Genomic DNA, 15,586 nt, shown 5'->3' with positions numbered 1-15,586 from the left:
GTCAGACCGAGATCTGGTCGCGGGCGCCGTCGGCGTTGCGCACCGCCAGCAGCCGCTGAACCACGGTGAGCACGCTGGCCGCGGCCAGGAACCACACCGCGACGTGCACGGCCCACGGCAGACCCATCCCGGTGAGCCCGGCGCCGGTGAGCACGATGATCAACCGCTCGGGACGCTCGATGAAGCCGGCGTGCGCCGCGAAGCCGCTGGCCTCGGCCCGGGCCTTGACGTAGGAGGTGACCTGGGAGGTGATCAGGCACAGCAGCGCCGCGACGGCCAGCGGCCGGCTGTCCCCGGTGGTGAACGCCCACCAGGCCAGCGCGGCGAAGATGGCCCCGTCGGCGATGCGGTCGCAGGTGGCGTCCAGCACCGCCCCGAAGGGGGTGCCGCCGCCGCGCACCCGGGCCATCGCGCCGTCCAGCATGTCGAACATGACGAAGAACCAGATGACCAGCGCCGCAGCGAGCAGGTGGTCGGTGGGGAACAGGACCAGCGCGGCCACCACGCTGGCCACGGTGCCGATGACGGTGACCGCGTCCGGGGTGAGGCCGATGCGCACCAGCGACCGGGCCAGCGACATCGTGCCCTTGGACAGCGCCGACCTGGCGTACGTGCTGAACGCGCTCAACGTCTCATCTCCGCATCAGTGGATCCACCCGGGTTCTGCGGGGCGGCTGCGAGCAGGATAGTCGTTGACCTCACGCCAGTCGGCGCACCAGTGTTCGCTGCAGCACCTGCCGGCCCTGCTCGTCCACGGACGCGTGCTCCACCTCGACGCTGGCCTTGCGCCCCTTGAGCACCACCGTCATCACTCCGTTGTCGAACCACGGTCCGCCCTGCACGTCCCAACGGATGGCGGGATCGCGCACCCCGGCGGCCCGGGCCAGCAGCCGCAGCGTCCCGGCCACGGCGGGGCGCTTGACCAGCTTGTTGACCACCTGGATGGGCTTGTTCAGCGGGTTGCGGAACGGCGACATGGTGAGCTGGTGCACGGCGGTGTCGCGCGGTTCCACGTCCTGCACCTGCGCCTCGGCCAGGTAGGAGCAGTGCACGTCGCCGGACAGCCACAGCACGCTCGCGGGGGGCTCCGGCAGGTGCGCGACGTCGGCGACGAGGGCCACCATGTCGTCGAAGGACTGCCGGAACGCCGCCCAGTGCTCCAGGTCCACCGCCAGCCGGATCTTCTCCCCCACCTTGGAACCCAGCTTGCCCCAGGCCCCCTGCGCGGTGGCCTCGTTCCAGCCCTCCAGGTGGTGCAGGCCCGGGAGCATGAGGAACGGCAGCGTGGACCCGATGAGCAGGTGCTGCACCGGCTTGCCCGACGGCAGCGGCTGCAGCGCCTGCTGCCGCGCCCACTCCCACTCGGCGGTGTCCATCATGGCGCGGTTGGCCGGGTCCAGCCGGCGTGAGCAGCGGGAGTCCAGCACCACCAGGCGGTTGCGCCCGAAGTCCCGGTGATAGCTCCACTGCATCGACTGCGGCTCGGTGTCGGCGCGCCACGCGAAGTCGGCCAGCAGCTGCACCCGCTCGGCGTCCCCGGGGGCCTCGCGCACCGCCTGGTAGAGCTTGTCCTCGGCCAGCTCGGTGGGCGAGAGGTTGCCCAGGTGCTGGTACACCCAGTACGAGGAGAAGGCGCCGATGACGCGGGAGCGCCACCACGGCTCGGTGATGATCTGCTGGCGCCACGACCACGAGCTGTTCCAGTCGTCCCGCAGGTCGTGGTCGTCCAGGATCATGCAGGTGGGCAGGGTGGAGAGCAGCCAGCGGACGTGCTCGGAGCCCCAGGACTCGTGGTAGAGCCAGGTGTACTCCTCGAAGTCGCAGATCTCGTCCACCACCTCCTCGCCACCGGCGTCCACCCCGGGCGGGCCCTCGCCGGCGGCGCGGCGGGCGTGCAGCTTCTCCAGGATCGCCTCGGAGGGGTCGTCGGCGTACACCTGGTCGCCCACCAGCAGCAGCGCGTCCGGCCACTGGGCGTGGTCGAGCTCCTGCATGCGCAGCGCCATGGCCACCAGGGCGTCCGCACCCAGCGCCGCGAGCTGGTCGGGGGTGTGGCCCTCGCCGCGCCGGCAGGACCCGAAGGCCAGGCGCACCGACTCCTCGTCGGAGGTGGTGCGCACCAGGCTCGCCGGCGCCCCGGGCAGCGGCCACACCTGCTGGTCGTCCAGCGAGACCGTGTAGGGCAGTTCGGCGTCGGCGGGCAGGCCGTCGAGCACCACCAGGGCGTAGTGGTGGCCGTGCAGGCTCCAGGTGGGCTCGGTGCGGCGGACGCCGTCGCACTCCACCGTCACCTGCACCGCGGTGTCGGTCTCCACCCACACGGTGGCCTGGTGGTCGTCGACGAACCGCAGCAGCGGCCCGAGCACGATGCCGGCCCGCTCGGCGGCGACGTCGGTGGTCTGCTCGTCGGTGTTCTGCTCGTCGTGGTTCACCAGGGTCACCCTAGCGACCGACGCTCGGGCGCTCAGTTCGGCGCGGGCCAGGCCTCGGCGAGCAGCTGCCGGGTCTCCCCCAGCAGCTGGGGCAGGACCTTGGTACCGCCGAGCACCGTGATGAAGTTCGCGTCGCCGCCCCAGCGGGGCACCACGTGCTGGTGCAGGTGTGCGGCAAGCGATCCCCCCGCCACCGAGCCCAGGTTGAGCCCCACGTTGAAGCCGTGCGGGCGGGAGACCTGGCGGACCACCCGGATGGCGTCGCGGGTGAGCGCCATCAGCTCGGCCGACTCGGAGTCGGTGAGGTCCTCCAGCTCGGCCACGTGCCGGTAGGGCAGCACCATGAGGTGGCCGGGGTTGTACGGGTAGAGGTTGAGCACCGCGTACACGTGCTCACCGCGGGTCAGCACCAGCCCGTCCTCGTCGCTCATGGTCGGGATGACGCACAACGGGCACTCCGGCGCGGGAGCGCGCTCGCCCAGGTCGTCCTCCCCCACCGGGCTGGCGATGTAGGACATCCGGTGCGGGGTCCACAGGCGCTCCAGGCGATCGGGGGTCCCCACCCCGTGCTGGCGCAGCTCGGTCACTCCGCCTGCACCAGCTCGGTCTGTGCCTGCTCCCCCTGCGCCAGCTCGGCCTGCACCACCTCGGCAGTGGGCGAGGCGTTCTCCCGCCGCGCCACCCAGTCGGTGATCAGCGCCACGGCCCGCTCCACCGGCACGCCGTTGACCTGGGTGCCGTCGCGGAACCGGAAGCTCACCGCGCCGGCCTCCACGTCGCGCTCGCCGGCCAGCAGCATGAACGGCACCTTCTGGGTGGTGTGCGTGCGGATCTTCTTCTGCATCCGCTCGTCGCTGAGGTCCACGTCCACCCGGACGGCGTGGGTGCGCAGCTGCTTGGCCACGTCCAGCAGGTGGTCGGCGAAGGCCTCGGCCACCGGGATGCCCACCACCTGGACGGGGGCGAGCCACGCCGGGAAGGCGCCGCCATAGTGCTCGGTGAGCACCCCGAAGAAGCGCTCGATGGAGCCGAACAGGGCGCGGTGGATCATCACCGGGCGCTTGCGGGAGCCGTCGTCGGAGGTGTACTCCAGCTCGAAGAGCTCGGGCAGGTTGAAGTCCACCTGGATGGTGGACATCTGCCAGGTGCGCCCGAGGGCGTCGCGCGCCTGCACGGACACCTTGGGGCCGTAGAAGGCCGCGCCGCCCGGGTCGGGCACCAGGTCCAGGCCCGAGCGCTCCGCGGCCACCCGCAGCGCCTCCGTGGCCTCCGCCCAGTTCTCGTCGGTGCCCACGTACTTGTCCTCGTTGCGGGTGGACAGCTCGAGGTAGAAGTCGTCCAGGCCGAAGTCGCGGAGCAGGCCGAGGACGAAGTCCAGCAGCGACGTCAGCTCCTCCTGCACCTGCTCGGGGGTGCAGAAGATGTGTGCGTCGTCCTGGGTGAAGCCGCGGGCGCGGGTGAGGCCGTGCACCACGCCGGACTTCTCGTTGCGGTAGACGGTGCCGAACTCGAACAGCCGCAGCGGCAGCTCGCGGTAGGAGCGCCCGCGCGACCGGAAGATCAGGTCGTGCATCGGGCAGTTCATCGGCTTGAGGTAGTAGTCCTGGCCCTGCTTGCGCAGGGTGCCGTCCTCGTTGTACTCCGCGTCCAGGTGCATCGGTGGGTACATGCCGTCGCGGTACCAGCTCAGGTGCCCGGAGACCTCGAACAGGCTGCCCTTGGTGATGTGCGGGGAGTAGACGAACTCGTAGCCCTCCTGCTCGTGCCGGATGCGGGAGTAGTCCTCCATGGCCCGGCGGATGATGCCGCCGCGGGGGTGGAAGACAGCCAGGCCGGAGCCGATCTCGTCCGGGAAGCTGAACAGGTCCAGCTCGGTGCCCAGGCGGCGGTGGTCGCGGCGCTCGGCCTCGGCCAGCAGGGTGAGGTGCGCGTCCAGGGCCTCGCTGGACTCCCAGGCGGTGCCGTACACGCGCTGCAGGCCGGCGTTGTTCTGGTCGCCGCGCCAGTAGGCCGCGGAGCTGCGGGTGAGCTTGAAGGCGGGGATGTGCTTGGTGGTGGGGATGTGCGGGCCGCGGCACAGGTCGGTCCACACCAGGTCACCGCTGCGCGGGTCGAGGTTGTCGTACATGGTCAGCTCGCCGGCGCCGACCTCCATGACCTCCGGGTCGTCGATGCCGGACTTGTCGCGGATCAGCTCGAGCTTGAACGGCTCGCCGGCCAGCTCCTGCTCGGCCTCGTCCACCTCGATCACGCGGCGGGAGAACCGCTGGGCGCCCTTGATGATCTGGCGCATCCGCTTCTCCAGCGCGGTCAGGTCCTCCGGGGTGAAGGGCCGTGGCATGGCGAAGTCGTAGTAGAAGCCGTCGGTGATGGGCGGGCCGACGCCCAGCCGCGCGTCGGGGAAGAGGTCCTGCACGGCCTGGGCCAGCACGTGGGCGCAGGAGTGCCGGATCACCATGCGGCCCTCGGGACTGCCTGCGGCGACGGCCGCCACCTCGGTGTCGGCGTCCGGGACCCAGGACAGGTCGCGCAGCTGGCCCTCGGCGTCCTTGACCACCACGATCGCCTCGGCGCCCTTGCCCGGCAGTCCGGCCTCCCGCACCGCGGTCCCGGCCGTGGTGCCCGCCGCAACTGTCACGTGCTGCGGGGCGGACTCGACTGGATGTGCCACGGTGCTGGGCTCCTTGTGCTGAACGACGCGGGGACCGGCGACGGGGTGCGTCACCGTTGTGTGCCCCGATGCTATCGGTGCCCGTCCGGGCGCCCGGCAGCAGACGCACGGGAGGCGGGAGCGAAGGTGGCGCGGAGGTCGGCAGGAGCCTGCCGGAGAGGTGAGGGTGGTCCCGGCTGGGTTCGAACCAGCGACCTTCCCGGTGTGAACGGGACGCTCTTCCACTGAGCCACGGGACCGTGCCTGACCCGGGTGAACCCTGGTCGGTCGGTGCGGTTGGGAACATTAACACGTCCCGCGGAGGGCTCTTGCAAGGGCCCTCCGCGGACGCCCTTGGGGCGGTCGGCTGGTCGGGTTCCAGACCCCGCTAGAGGGGTGACTGCACCCACCCGGCGTCATAGCCGACGAGGTCCGCCATGAGGGCCAGCGCGCCGATCAGCCACAGCGTGGTCAGCACGATCGCCGCAGTTCCCAGCCACGCCAGGGCCTGGATCCAGCGTGGCTGCGACGCCAGCCAGCGCGTCCAGCCGTAGTAGAACTTCTTGACCTGTGCCAGCACGCGCTGCGCCCAGGAGAACTCGCTGGCCAGGATCGCCAGCCCGGCGATGACGACGGCCCACCCCGGTCCGGGGTAGGGAATGAGGAGGATGCCCAGGCAGAGCACCAGCGTGCCCACCACGCCGGTGCTGATGCGGTACACCAGGTTCGCCGTGCGCCGGTGCCGCAGCCGCTCGCGCCACCGTCGGTGCTTCTTCTGGGTGCGCACGAGCCAGCCGTCGTCGGGCTGCTCGACGCCCCGCTCCTCCCGCTCGTGCCGCGCACTCTCCTGCGCCGCAGTCTCCGGCCGCACAGTCTTCTGCGGCACGGTCTCCTGCCGCGCATCCTTCTGCGGCGGGGTCTCTGCTGGCACGGTCTGCTCGGTCATGGTCTCCTCTGGCAGGGCGTCCTGCCGCTCTGGTTGTCCGCTCACGCCGAGACCTGTCCGATCGCGACGATGGTGCCCGGGCTGGCCGGTTGGGCTCCTGCGGGCTCCACGGACACCGCGAACATCGGGAAGCTGGTGGGGTCGGACGTGGTCATCGGCGCCACCCCGAGGGCACCGGCGGGTGCCCCGGTAGTGGTCACTGGACCCAGCATCACCGGGCTGGTGTCACCGAGGCCGTTCATCCCCCACAACACGTACTGGCTGTTGGCGGCGGCGCCGGGCATGTTCATGGGCACCACCATGGTGCCGGAGTCTCCGGCCAGCAAGAGGGCCATCGGCGCACCGGTGAGGTCCTTCTCCCGCAGCGCCACCTTGCGCACCGACGGGTCGGACAGCGCGCTGACCACCTGGGGCTGGTCGAAGGCCGACACCGTGGGGGTGGTGCTGGTCGAGCCGTCGAAGACGTTCGCGCCGGCCCAGCCGGCCACCACTCCCACGCCGAGGACCAGCACGGCCGCCGCAGCGAGCAGCGCGCGCCGCGAACCTCCGAGCCAGCGCCCCGGTCCACCCCGGGTGGCTCCCCGCCCGCGCAGCGGGCCGCCGACGGGGCGGTGCGCGCCCGGGCTGCCGGGCGTGGTGCTGCCGCTCGGGCCTACACCAGGGACGCTCGTGGACGGCGCCGGCGAGGTCTGTCCGCCGCTGGTGCCTGACCCGCGCGCCAGCTCCAGCACCGAGGCCCGCAGGTGCTCGGGCGGATCAACCTGCTCCACGTCCGCGGCCAGCAGCAGCGCGATCTCCTCGGTCGCCTCGACCTCCTCCGCGCACTCCGCGCAGCCGGGCAGGTGGCGGGCGAAGAACGCCTCGTCCTCCGGCTCGAGGGCGTGCAGCGCCCAGCCGGTCGCCAGCTCGAGGTACTCGCAGCTGCCCTCTGCTTCGGTGCCCGTCCGGTCTGCGCCCATCCCGTGTGCGCCCATCCCCTCTGCGCCCATTCCCTCTGCGCTCACAGGCCCTGTCCTTCCACACGTGCTCCGCCGATGCCGAAGTCCAGCGCCATCGGTGCGAGCACCCCGCGGAGTCGTTGCGACGCCGCGAACATTCGTGACTTCACCGTGCCGAGCGGCACGCCGACGATCGAGGCGACCTCACGCTGGGTGTAGCCGCCGTAGTAGGCCAGCAGCATGGCGCGCGCCTGGTCCGGCGGGAGCGCCCCGATCGCTCGGCGCACGTCGTCGCCGAGCACGTTGTCGATCGCGCTGTGGTCGGCGCCGGGGTCGGCCAACCCCGTGGGCTCGGGGACCTCGTCGTCCATCACCACCTGGCGCCGACGGTGGACCCCCTCGCGACGGACCGCGTCCACCGCCTTGTGGTGCACCACCGTCAGCAGCCACGAGGCAAATGCCCCGCGGCCGGGCACGTAGCTGCCGGGCTCGCGCCACACCGAGAGGAACACCTCCTGCACGACATCCTCAGCCAGCACCTCGTCCACGCAGATGCGTCGAGCCAGGGAGTAGGCCGGCTTGGCGTAGCGGTCGTAGAGCTCAGCCAGCGCGGACTCGTCGCCGGCGCCGATGCGCTCCACGATCCGCACGTCCTGCCGGGCGCGCTCCGGGTCCGGCGCCACTCGAGGCCGGCGAGGCGCAGCCGTGCGTGGGGGCTCCGGATCGTCTCCGTGCCCACCGCGGGGGCTGCTCTCCACCACTGGCATGTTCCTCACGTCATGTCTTCGCAGACAGGCAGTCCGATGGTTCACCCGCCGCGAGCGCGCCGGGTCGCCCCGGTTTGATCACCAGGGTACGGGGATCCGCCGGAACCACGACAAATGCACCAGCGGCGCGCGGGGCCCACCGCTGACCAGGACCGACTCGCCGGGGCCAGTCGTCGTCCACCCGCACGCCCACCAGGCCCGCAACCCGGAGTGGCGCAGGCCATAATTGCGCCGTCGCGGCTGGTCAGCGGGGCGTCGGACCCGGCCGACGAACCGTGCGCCCCGGGAGGGGGCACCCCCGGTTTGGATATCGCCGGACCCCTCCGCTACTGTTCCTCTCGCACCGCCAAGCAGGGCCAACGCCCCGCCGGACGGAGCGAGTGCGGATGTAGCGCAGCTGGTAGCGCACAACCTTGCCAAGGTTGGGGTCGCGGGTTCGAATCCCGTCATCCGCTCGAGAGGCTGTAACTCGGGCTCTCCCGGCGGAGTGGCCGAGTGGCTTAGGCAAGGGCCTGCAAAGCCCTGTACACGGGTTCGATTCCCGTCTCCGCCTCGATCGAACGTTTACCTTAGGGCGATTAGCTCAGTGGGAGAGCGCTTCCCTGACACGGAAGAGGTCACTGGTTCAATCCCAGTATCGCCCACCATCAAGAAGACCCCCCGAACTGCAGCAATGCGGTAGGGGGATTTTTTTGTGCCCGCGACGTGTCTTCGTAGGTGTCTCAGCGGCCGTCGGAGGTACCCCGGAACGGCCAGGCCACCCTGCCACCCGATTTTGGGGCGCGTGGCTCACTCCCGGCGGCCGGGCACCCGGTGGACGGCCCCCCGTTGTCTGACGGCACGAGGGTGCACCGCACCACGCCACCGCGCTGCCTGTCGGGGCGCTCGAGTCCGTACACTCCCCCGCCGAGTGCATCGGTGCCGCAGCGGTGCACGGCAGCTGCGACGCAGAGCGGCCTGCGGCGCCGCAACAAGCAGGGTCCGCCCTGCACCCCCACGGAGAACCGACATGACCCACGACGACCGCCTCCTCAGCAGGGTCCGCGCGATGCTCGCCCAGGCTGAGCACCCGAACACCGGCCCGCAGGAGGCTGAGGCCTTCACTGCCCGCGCCATGGAGCTCATCGGCAAGTACGGCATCGACCAGGCCCTGCTCACCGCCGCCGACTGGGGACGCGAGCGGGTCGAGAGCCGCACGATCGGCCTCGCAGCGCCCTACGCCAGGCAGAAGGGCATGTTGCTCACCGTCGTCGCCAGCGCCCTGGGCGGCCGCGCCGGGTTCCGCAAGGCCCAGCGCGGACGCGAGGCCAGCGCGGTGGTCTACGCGATGACCGCGGACATGGAGCGCATCGAGCTGCTGTACACCTCGCTGCTGCTGCAGTCCGCGCGGGAGATGGCGCGCATGCAGGTGCCGGCCGAGGAGAACCCGATCCCCTACCGGCGAGCCTGGCTTACCGGCTACGCCTCCACGGTCCTCACCCGCCTGGTGCAGGCGGAGACCACCTCGCGCGAGGCGGCCAAGTCCGGCGGCGCCACGGGCGTCGAGCTGGTCCTGGCCGACCGGTCCGCGCTGGTGGAGCAGGCGATGAACGAGGCGCACCCGCAGCGGGAGACCACACGGCAGCCACGCCTGAGTGCCGCCGGCCTCAAGGCAGGCCGGCGAGCGGGTGCACGCGCCAACCTCGGCGGGCACGCCGTGCTCGACGACCCCCGCTCGACGCCGAGCGCTCGCTGACGCCGAATCCTGATCAGCAGCACCGGGATCGGCGAGCCGGCGCACCTGCCCTCGACCGGGGGAAGTGTGAGCTGACGCCTGTAAAGTTCCCGGCGAACCACCGGACAACCGCAGCGCCGGCCGCCCTCAGCGTCACCGCGCACCCGCGACGTCTGCGTCGACGCGCGAGCCTCGCCGTCGGTCGCACTCGTCCCTGTCCCATCTGCGGGGAACAGCTGGCTCCTCGCCGCACACCCGGTGGTTCGTCCACGTCCGACGAACCCGCCAGGAGACCTCCACGTGTGCATGGGCCGAACCCACGTGCTCAGCTCGACGGCCATCGGGCTGGCGTGCGCCGCTCCGCTGGCCCGCCACGTCGGGGAGCACCCGATGCCGGTGGCCACCCTGCTCGCGTTCGCCGCCGTCGTCGGCGGCTTCGGCGTGCTGCCCGACCTCGACCACCCCCACGCCACCCTGGCGCGCACCCTCGGCCCGGTCACCAAGGCACTCTCCCGGGTCGTCAACAACCTCTCCGGCGGACACCGCAGGGGCACCCACACCGTGTGGATGGCCCTGCTCATGGTCGGACTGGTCACGACGCTCGCCACCCGCTTCGGGCGGGACGCGCTGGTCCCCGTGGTGTTCGTCGGCTACTACCTGTTCGCGATGATCCTGCGCCTGTCCCCGAACCACCGCTCGGGCAAGGCCGAGCTGCTGTACGTGGTGGAGGCGGCCGCGGCGACCGCCGCGACGTACCAGCTGATCGAGGACTGGTGGTGGGTGCCCTACGCCGTCGGCTTCGGGGTGATCGGCCACATCGTCGGTGACATCCTCACCGTGGACGGCGTCCCGATCCTGTACCCGCTGCTGCCGAAGCTGGTGGTGCGCCTGCCACTGCTGGGGCGCACCGACTCCGCCCTGGAGCGCAGCTTCGCGACGCTGCTGGTGCCGGCCATCGCGTGGATGGCGTTCGCCCTGTTCTTCGGCCAGCAGTGGTGGGACCTCGACTGGCTGAAGTCCCCACCGCAGACCTGGCAGGTCGCAGCCCTGCACTGATCGCGGCCGCACACCGCGGCATCCCGGTGACCCTCGCGGCCATCAAGGACGTCGCCGAACAGGGTGCTGGCGAAGGGGCCTCAACCACGGGTTCAATCACGCGCGGGCGCGCATCCCCTACTGTGCCTGCATGGCAGCCGATGAGCAGGTTCTCGCGTCCTACATCCAGGCGTGGCGCAGCAGCGCTGACGACGTGCTGGAGCTGCTGCGCTCCCTGGACGCTGACGACTGGAGCCGGCCCACCGACCTGGCCGGCTGGGACGTGCACGCCGTCGCCGCGCACCTGGCCCACATCGAGGCCGAGCTGGCCGGTGTGCCGCAGCCGCGGGTGGACGTGCCCGACCTGCCGCACCTCACCGGGAAGATGTCGCGCTACACCGAGTCCGGCTGCATCGCGCGCGCCGACTGGACGCCGGCGCAAATCATCGACGAGCTCGACTCCTCGGTGCAGGCGCGCGCCAAGAGCCTCGCCGCCAATCCGCCCAGCGATGCCGCCTCGCCCGCAGCGGTGACCCCGGGCGGGACCCCGTGGAGCTGGGAGGTGCTGCTGAGCAACCGCGTGGTGGACATGTGGATGCACGAGCAGGACATCCGGCGCGCCGTGGGCCGGCCGGGCCACCTGGACACCGCTGGTGCCGCGCACTGCGTCGGGGTGTTCTCCCGCGCCCTGCCCGTCGTGGTCGGCAAGCGGGTGGCTCCCCCCACCGGCACCGTCGTGGCGCTGGAGGTGTCCGGTCCGCACGGGTTCACCGCCGCGGTGGAGGTGGGCGAGGACGGCCGCGCCCGCACTCCGCAGCAGCCGCCCAGCTCGCCCACCGTCAGCCTGGCCATGGACACCGAGACCTTCACGATGCTCGGCGGTGGGCGCCGCAGCCCGGACGCGATGTCCGACCGCCTCAGCATCGGCGGCGACCAGACTCTCGCCCTGCAGGTGCTCACCGCGCTGGCCGTGACTCCCTGACGGCAGGTTTGTGCGGCGCTGACCAGCAGGAACACAGAGAACCGGATCTTCGGACACCTTCCGCGCAGGGGTCGCCATTCGTGTGGGCAACCGCTGCGAGCCTCCGTAGCCTCGACCGCATGCAGCGACCCAGGGCAGTCGGGGCCGGCCTCGTCGGCTGTGCACTTCTCACCGCGGGCCTTCTCGCAGCGGCACTGCTCGCCGCGATCCTGCCGCAGGCACGGTCGGCCGCCCCCGCGGATCCCGCCCCGCCCCGGGCCGGACCCAACCCCGTGACCGCTGCCGCTGCCGGTCCCCTGGCGGGCAAGCTCGTGGTGCTCGACCCCGGACACAACGGGGGCAACGCGGACAACCCCGACCCCCTCGACGAGCGGGTGCCCAACGGACGCGGCGGCACCGCCGGGTGCAACAGCACCGGGACGTCCACCGACGACAACTACGCCGAGCACGCCTTCAACTGGTCGGTGGCGCAGCACGCCCGGTCCCTGCTGGAGGACCAGGGGGCGTCCGTGCGGCTCACCCGGGGCGACAACGACGGCGTGGGCCCCTGCGTGGACCGCCGGGCCGCGATCGGCAACACCGCCGGCGCCGACGTGGTGGTGAGCATCCACGCCGACGGTGCCGACTCCGACGAGCACGGCTTCCACGTGATCTACAACGACCCGCCGCTCAACGACGCCCAGGCCGGACCCGCGGTGCGGCTGGCCTCCGTGCTGCGCGACGCCATGGTGGAGCAGGGCCACCAGCCGGCCACCTACCTGGCCGGTGCGGGCATCGCCACCCGCGACGACCTGGCCAACCTCAACCTCTCCACCCGACCCACCGTCCTCATCGAGTGCATCAACATGCGCAACCCGGTGGAGGCCGAACGGGCGGCCAGCGAGGAGGGTCGCGCCGACTACGCCCGCGGCATCGCCGAGGGGATCCGGCAGTACCTGGCCGGGGGCTGAGGCGTCGACCCGTAGTGTCTCCCGCGTGCTGACCAGGCGCGGGGCGGGCGGGCTCGTGCTGGCGGCCGTCCTGCTCACGGGCTGCCAGGGCGCGCAGACCCCCGCACCCGCCGAGGCACCGGCTCCGCTGACGACGGAGCTGTCCGTCCCCGCACCCAGCCCGCCGCCGGCCCCTGCCGCCAGCTCCGCCGCGCCGGCCGTGCGTCCGCTCACCGGAAAGCTGGTGGTGCTGGACCCGGGGCACAACGGCCGCACCGACCCCGCCGCCCTCAACGCGCAGGTGCCCAACGGTCGCGGCGGCACCAAGGCCTGCAACACCACCGGCACCTCCACTGCCGAGGGTTACGCCGAGCACGCGTTCACCTGGGCGCTGGCCCAGCAGGCGCAGCAGCTGCTGGCCGCCCAGGGCGCGACGGTGCGCCTCACCCGCGACAGCGACAGCGGGCTGGGCCCGTGCGTGGACCAGCGCGCCGCCGCCGGTGCCGGTGCGGACGTGGTGGTGAGCCTGCACGGCGACGGGGCACCGCCCAGCGGCCGCGGGTTCCACGTGGCGTACTCCGCCCCGCCCCTGAGCGCCGTGCAGAGTGGCCCGTCGGTCCGGCTGGCCACCACGATGCGCGACGCGATGGTGGCCGGTGGGCTCACCCCGTCCACCTACCTGGGCAGCGACGGGCTCAACCCGCGGTCCGACCTGGCCGGGCTGAACCTCGCCACCGGCCCCGCCGTGCTGGTGGAGTGCGCCAACCTGCGCAACCCCGCCGAGGCTGCCGCGGTGTCCACCCCTGCTGGTCGCACGCCCTACGCGCGGGCCATCGCCGACGGCATCACCCGCTTCCTGACCACCGGCTGACCCCCTGAGCGCGAGGAAGCCCCCCGCCGCGTTCGGCAGGGGGCTTCCTCGTGCAGTGCTCAGACCAGAGTGGTCAGCTCACGGCGACCGAGGGCGGGAAGCGGTCCCACACGCGGTGCGCGGAGAGCAGCTCCAGCACCCCGGCCAGCACGGCCTCGGCGTTGTCACCGACCACGACGCCGGGCGTGCCCGGGACGCAGCCGGCCAGCGCCAGCGCCTGCTCGGCCTGGCCCCAGCCACCGATCGCCTTGGCGTGGCGGAAGGCCTCCCCCAGCATCAGCGTGACCCGGGGGTCGACGGTGTCGCTGAGGTGCGCCGGGTCGCCGGCCTTGGCGTCCAGGTTGTCCGTCGCGTCCGGAGCCACCGCGGGCGCACCCGCCAGCAGGATCGCGTCGAACTCGACGGAGCGGGCGGTGAGGAAGGTGCGCTGCGGCACGATCGTGTCCTTGCCCGTGCCCACCGCCCCGCCACGCGGGCCGATGACCAGCGGGACCATGCCGGCCTGCTGGATGGCGTCGCGCACCGTGGCGACCGCACCGAGGTCGCTGCTGTCGTCGGCGATGATGCCGATGATCCGGCCGTCAGACGGCCAGGTCTGGCCGATCTGGCTCAGCGCCGGGCTGGCCACCACGTCCGGCAGGTCCGCCGTCGGTGACGGCACGGGCATGCCCAGGCCGGTGGCCACGCCGGCGCACAGCACCGGGTCGACGTTGGCCAGCACCTGCAGGGTGCGCTCACGGACCGGGGTCTCGTAGCACTTGCCCAGCTCGAAGGTGAAGGACTGGATGATGTGCTCCTGCTCCACCGCGCTCATGCTCTTCCAGAACAGCCGAGGCTGGGTGAAGTGGTCGTCGAAGGACACCGGCAGCGCCCGGACCTTGGTGGCGTCGGGGGCCATCGGCTGCGGCACCTCGATGAAGGCGCCGCTGGCTGCGTCCGCCTCGGCGGGGTTGCCGCCGTCGAGGGAGTTGGGCCGGTAGGGCGCCACGCCACGGTGCACGGCGTGCTGGTGGAAGCCCTCCCGGAACATGTCGTTGACCGGCACGTGCGGCCGGTTCACCGGGATCTGGTTGAAGTTCGGTCCGCCCAGCCGGGTCAGCTGCGTGTCCAGGTAGGAGAAGTTGCGGCCCTGCAGCAGCGGGTCGTCGGTGCCGTCGATGCCGGGCACCAGGTGACCGGTGTGGAAGGCGATCTGCTCGGTCTCGGCGAAGAAGTTCGTGGTGTTGCCGTTGAGGGTCAGCTTGCCGATCGGCTGAACCGGGGCGAGCTCCTCGGGCACGATCTTCGTCGGGTCGAGCAGGTCGATGCCCTCGAAGGTCTGCTCCGGGGTGTCCGGGAAGACCTGCACGCCGAGCTCCCACTCGGGGAACGCGCCGCTCTCGATGGCGTCGGCCAGGTCGCGACGGTGGAAGTCGGGGTCGACACCGGCCGTCAGCTGAGCCTCCTCCCACAGCTGGGAGTGCACGCCCAGCTTGGGCTTCCAGTGGAACTTCACCAGCGTGGTCTCACCCTCGCCGTTGAGCAGGCGGAAGGTGTGGACGCCGAAGCCCTCCATGGTGCGGTAGGAGCGCGGGATGGCGCGGTCGGACATCTGCCACATGACGTGGTGGGTTGCCTCGGTGTGCAGCGAGACGAAGTCCCAGAACGTGTCGTGCGCGCTCTGGGCCTGCGGGATCTCGCGGTCCGGGTGGGGCTTGGCCGCGTGGATGATGTCCGGGAACTTGATCGCGTCCTGGATGAAGAACACCGGGATGTTGTTCGCGACCAGGTCGAAGTTGCCTTCCTGGGTGTAGAACTTCGTCGCGAAGCCTCGGGTGTCGCGCACCGTGTCGGCGGAGCCGCGGTTGCCGACGACCGTGGAGAAGCGGACGAAGACCGGGGTCTCCACGTCCTTGGCCAGGAAGCCGGCCTTGGTCAGGTTGGTGGCGGTGCCGTAGGACTGGAAGACGCCGTGCGCTCCCGTGCCGCGGGCGTGGACCACGCGCTCCGGGATGCGCTCGTGGTCGAAGTGCATGATCTTCTCGCGGAAGTGGTGGTCCTGCATGAGCAGGGGCCCACGCGGCCCGGCCTTGAGCGAGTGATCGGTGTCGGGCAGCCGGACGCCGGTGGCGGTGGTGAGGTACTCCCCGCCCTGCCCGCGCGCGTCGGCGGGGCCGTCGAGCGGCTTGCCGGTGGGCGAGCCCAGCGCGGGCTCGGTCTGGTCAGGCTTGGTGGGAAGCGGCGGCACCGGAGCGGTGGGCTCCTCGACCGTCGGCACTCCGCTGCCCGGCGCGCCGGGAATCGGCTCCGGGGGTACTGCCTTGGACTTGTCGAACATCAAGA

The 15,586-nt window shown here is 71.9% G+C and carries 13 protein-coding genes and 4 tRNA genes; 8 read left to right on the top strand and 9 right to left on the bottom strand.

The genetic code is table 11. From position 1 onward, the window contains the following. Position 1: 1 nt before the first annotated feature. From pgsA to AC3YO9_RS09525, 8 genes are all read right to left on the bottom strand, one after another. Entirely contained in the window at positions 2-628 is a 627-nt protein-coding gene (pgsA, locus tag AC3YO9_RS09560) for a phosphatidylinositol phosphate synthase (protein WP_489982971.1), read from the bottom strand. Between the two features lie 70 nt (positions 629-698). Further along, complete coding sequence (locus tag AC3YO9_RS09555) at positions 699-2,432, bottom strand: alkaline phosphatase D family protein (RefSeq protein ID WP_127783247.1); 1,734 nt, start codon at positions 2,430-2,432, stop codon at positions 699-701. Positions 2,433-2,464: 32 nt separating this feature from the next. Then, a complete protein-coding gene (locus AC3YO9_RS09550; protein ID WP_489982970.1) occupies positions 2,465-3,019 on the bottom strand; it encodes an ATP adenylyltransferase in 555 nt (184 codons plus the stop codon). Then, complete coding sequence (gene thrS, locus AC3YO9_RS09545) at positions 3,016-5,103, bottom strand: threonine--tRNA ligase (protein ID WP_489982969.1); 2,088 nt, start codon at positions 5,101-5,103, stop codon at positions 3,016-3,018. Before thrS ends, AC3YO9_RS09550 begins: the two co-directional genes overlap by 4 nt. 167 nt (positions 5,104-5,270) lie before the next feature. Beyond that, positions 5,271-5,342, bottom strand: a tRNA-Val gene (locus AC3YO9_RS09540). A 128-nt stretch (positions 5,343-5,470) separates the two neighbouring features. Next, a complete protein-coding gene (locus AC3YO9_RS09535) occupies positions 5,471-6,073 on the bottom strand; it encodes a TIGR02611 family protein (protein WP_489982968.1) in 603 nt (200 codons plus the stop codon). Beyond that, complete coding sequence (locus AC3YO9_RS09530) at positions 6,070-7,032, bottom strand: hypothetical protein (RefSeq protein WP_489982967.1); 963 nt, start codon at positions 7,030-7,032, stop codon at positions 6,070-6,072. Before AC3YO9_RS09530 ends, AC3YO9_RS09535 begins: the two co-directional genes overlap by 4 nt. Continuing rightward, positions 7,029-7,649 (bottom strand): RNA polymerase sigma factor, encoded by a 621-nt coding sequence (locus tag AC3YO9_RS09525; protein ID WP_206517988.1) that lies wholly within the window; start codon positions 7,647-7,649, stop codon positions 7,029-7,031. The genes AC3YO9_RS09530 and AC3YO9_RS09525 overlap by 4 nt, the downstream gene beginning before the upstream one ends. Positions 7,650-8,115: 466 nt before the next feature. On the opposite strand from AC3YO9_RS09525, the gene AC3YO9_RS09520 reads away from it, so the two are divergent. The 8 genes from AC3YO9_RS09520 (at position 8,116) to AC3YO9_RS09485 (ending at position 13,264) form a co-directional block, all read left to right on the top strand. Continuing rightward, positions 8,116-8,188, top strand: a tRNA-Gly gene (locus AC3YO9_RS09520). Between the two features lie 26 nt (positions 8,189-8,214). After that, positions 8,215-8,286: transfer RNA gene (locus AC3YO9_RS09515), tRNA-Cys, on the top strand. A gap of 19 nt (positions 8,287-8,305) precedes the next feature. Further along, positions 8,306-8,380 (top strand) — tRNA-Val (locus AC3YO9_RS09510). 362 nt (positions 8,381-8,742) lie between these two features. Next, positions 8,743-9,468, top strand: coding sequence for a DUF2786 domain-containing protein (locus AC3YO9_RS09505; RefSeq protein ID WP_489982966.1), 726 nt, complete (start codon positions 8,743-8,745; stop codon positions 9,466-9,468). Between the two features lie 285 nt (positions 9,469-9,753). Then, the gene (locus tag AC3YO9_RS09500; protein WP_489982965.1) at positions 9,754-10,503 is read left to right on the top strand and encodes a metal-dependent hydrolase; all 750 of its coding nucleotides are present in this window, start codon (positions 9,754-9,756) and stop codon (positions 10,501-10,503) included. A gap of 130 nt (positions 10,504-10,633) precedes the next feature. Continuing rightward, a complete protein-coding gene (locus AC3YO9_RS09495) occupies positions 10,634-11,464 on the top strand; it encodes a maleylpyruvate isomerase family mycothiol-dependent enzyme (RefSeq protein WP_489982964.1) in 831 nt (276 codons plus the stop codon). Positions 11,465-11,736: 272 nt separating this feature from the next. Further along, entirely contained in the window at positions 11,737-12,414 is a 678-nt protein-coding gene (locus AC3YO9_RS09490) for an N-acetylmuramoyl-L-alanine amidase (RefSeq protein ID WP_241248884.1), read from the top strand. Between the two features lie 25 nt (positions 12,415-12,439). After that, on the top strand, positions 12,440-13,264 hold the full coding sequence (locus AC3YO9_RS09485) for an N-acetylmuramoyl-L-alanine amidase (RefSeq protein ID WP_489982963.1): 825 nt from the start codon (positions 12,440-12,442) through the stop codon (positions 13,262-13,264). 73 nt (positions 13,265-13,337) lie between these two features. On the opposite strand, the gene AC3YO9_RS09480 is transcribed toward AC3YO9_RS09485, so the two are convergent. Beyond that, positions 13,338-15,581 carry a catalase gene (locus tag AC3YO9_RS09480; RefSeq protein WP_127783281.1) on the bottom strand — a complete coding sequence of 748 codons (2,244 nt, stop codon included), beginning with the start codon at positions 15,579-15,581 and terminating at the stop codon, positions 13,338-13,340. Positions 15,582-15,586 lie beyond the last annotated feature (5 nt).

It is taken from the genome of Rhodococcus sp. Z6_132, assembly GCF_058133635.1.
This window is presented reverse-complemented; position numbering and strand designations above follow the sequence as displayed.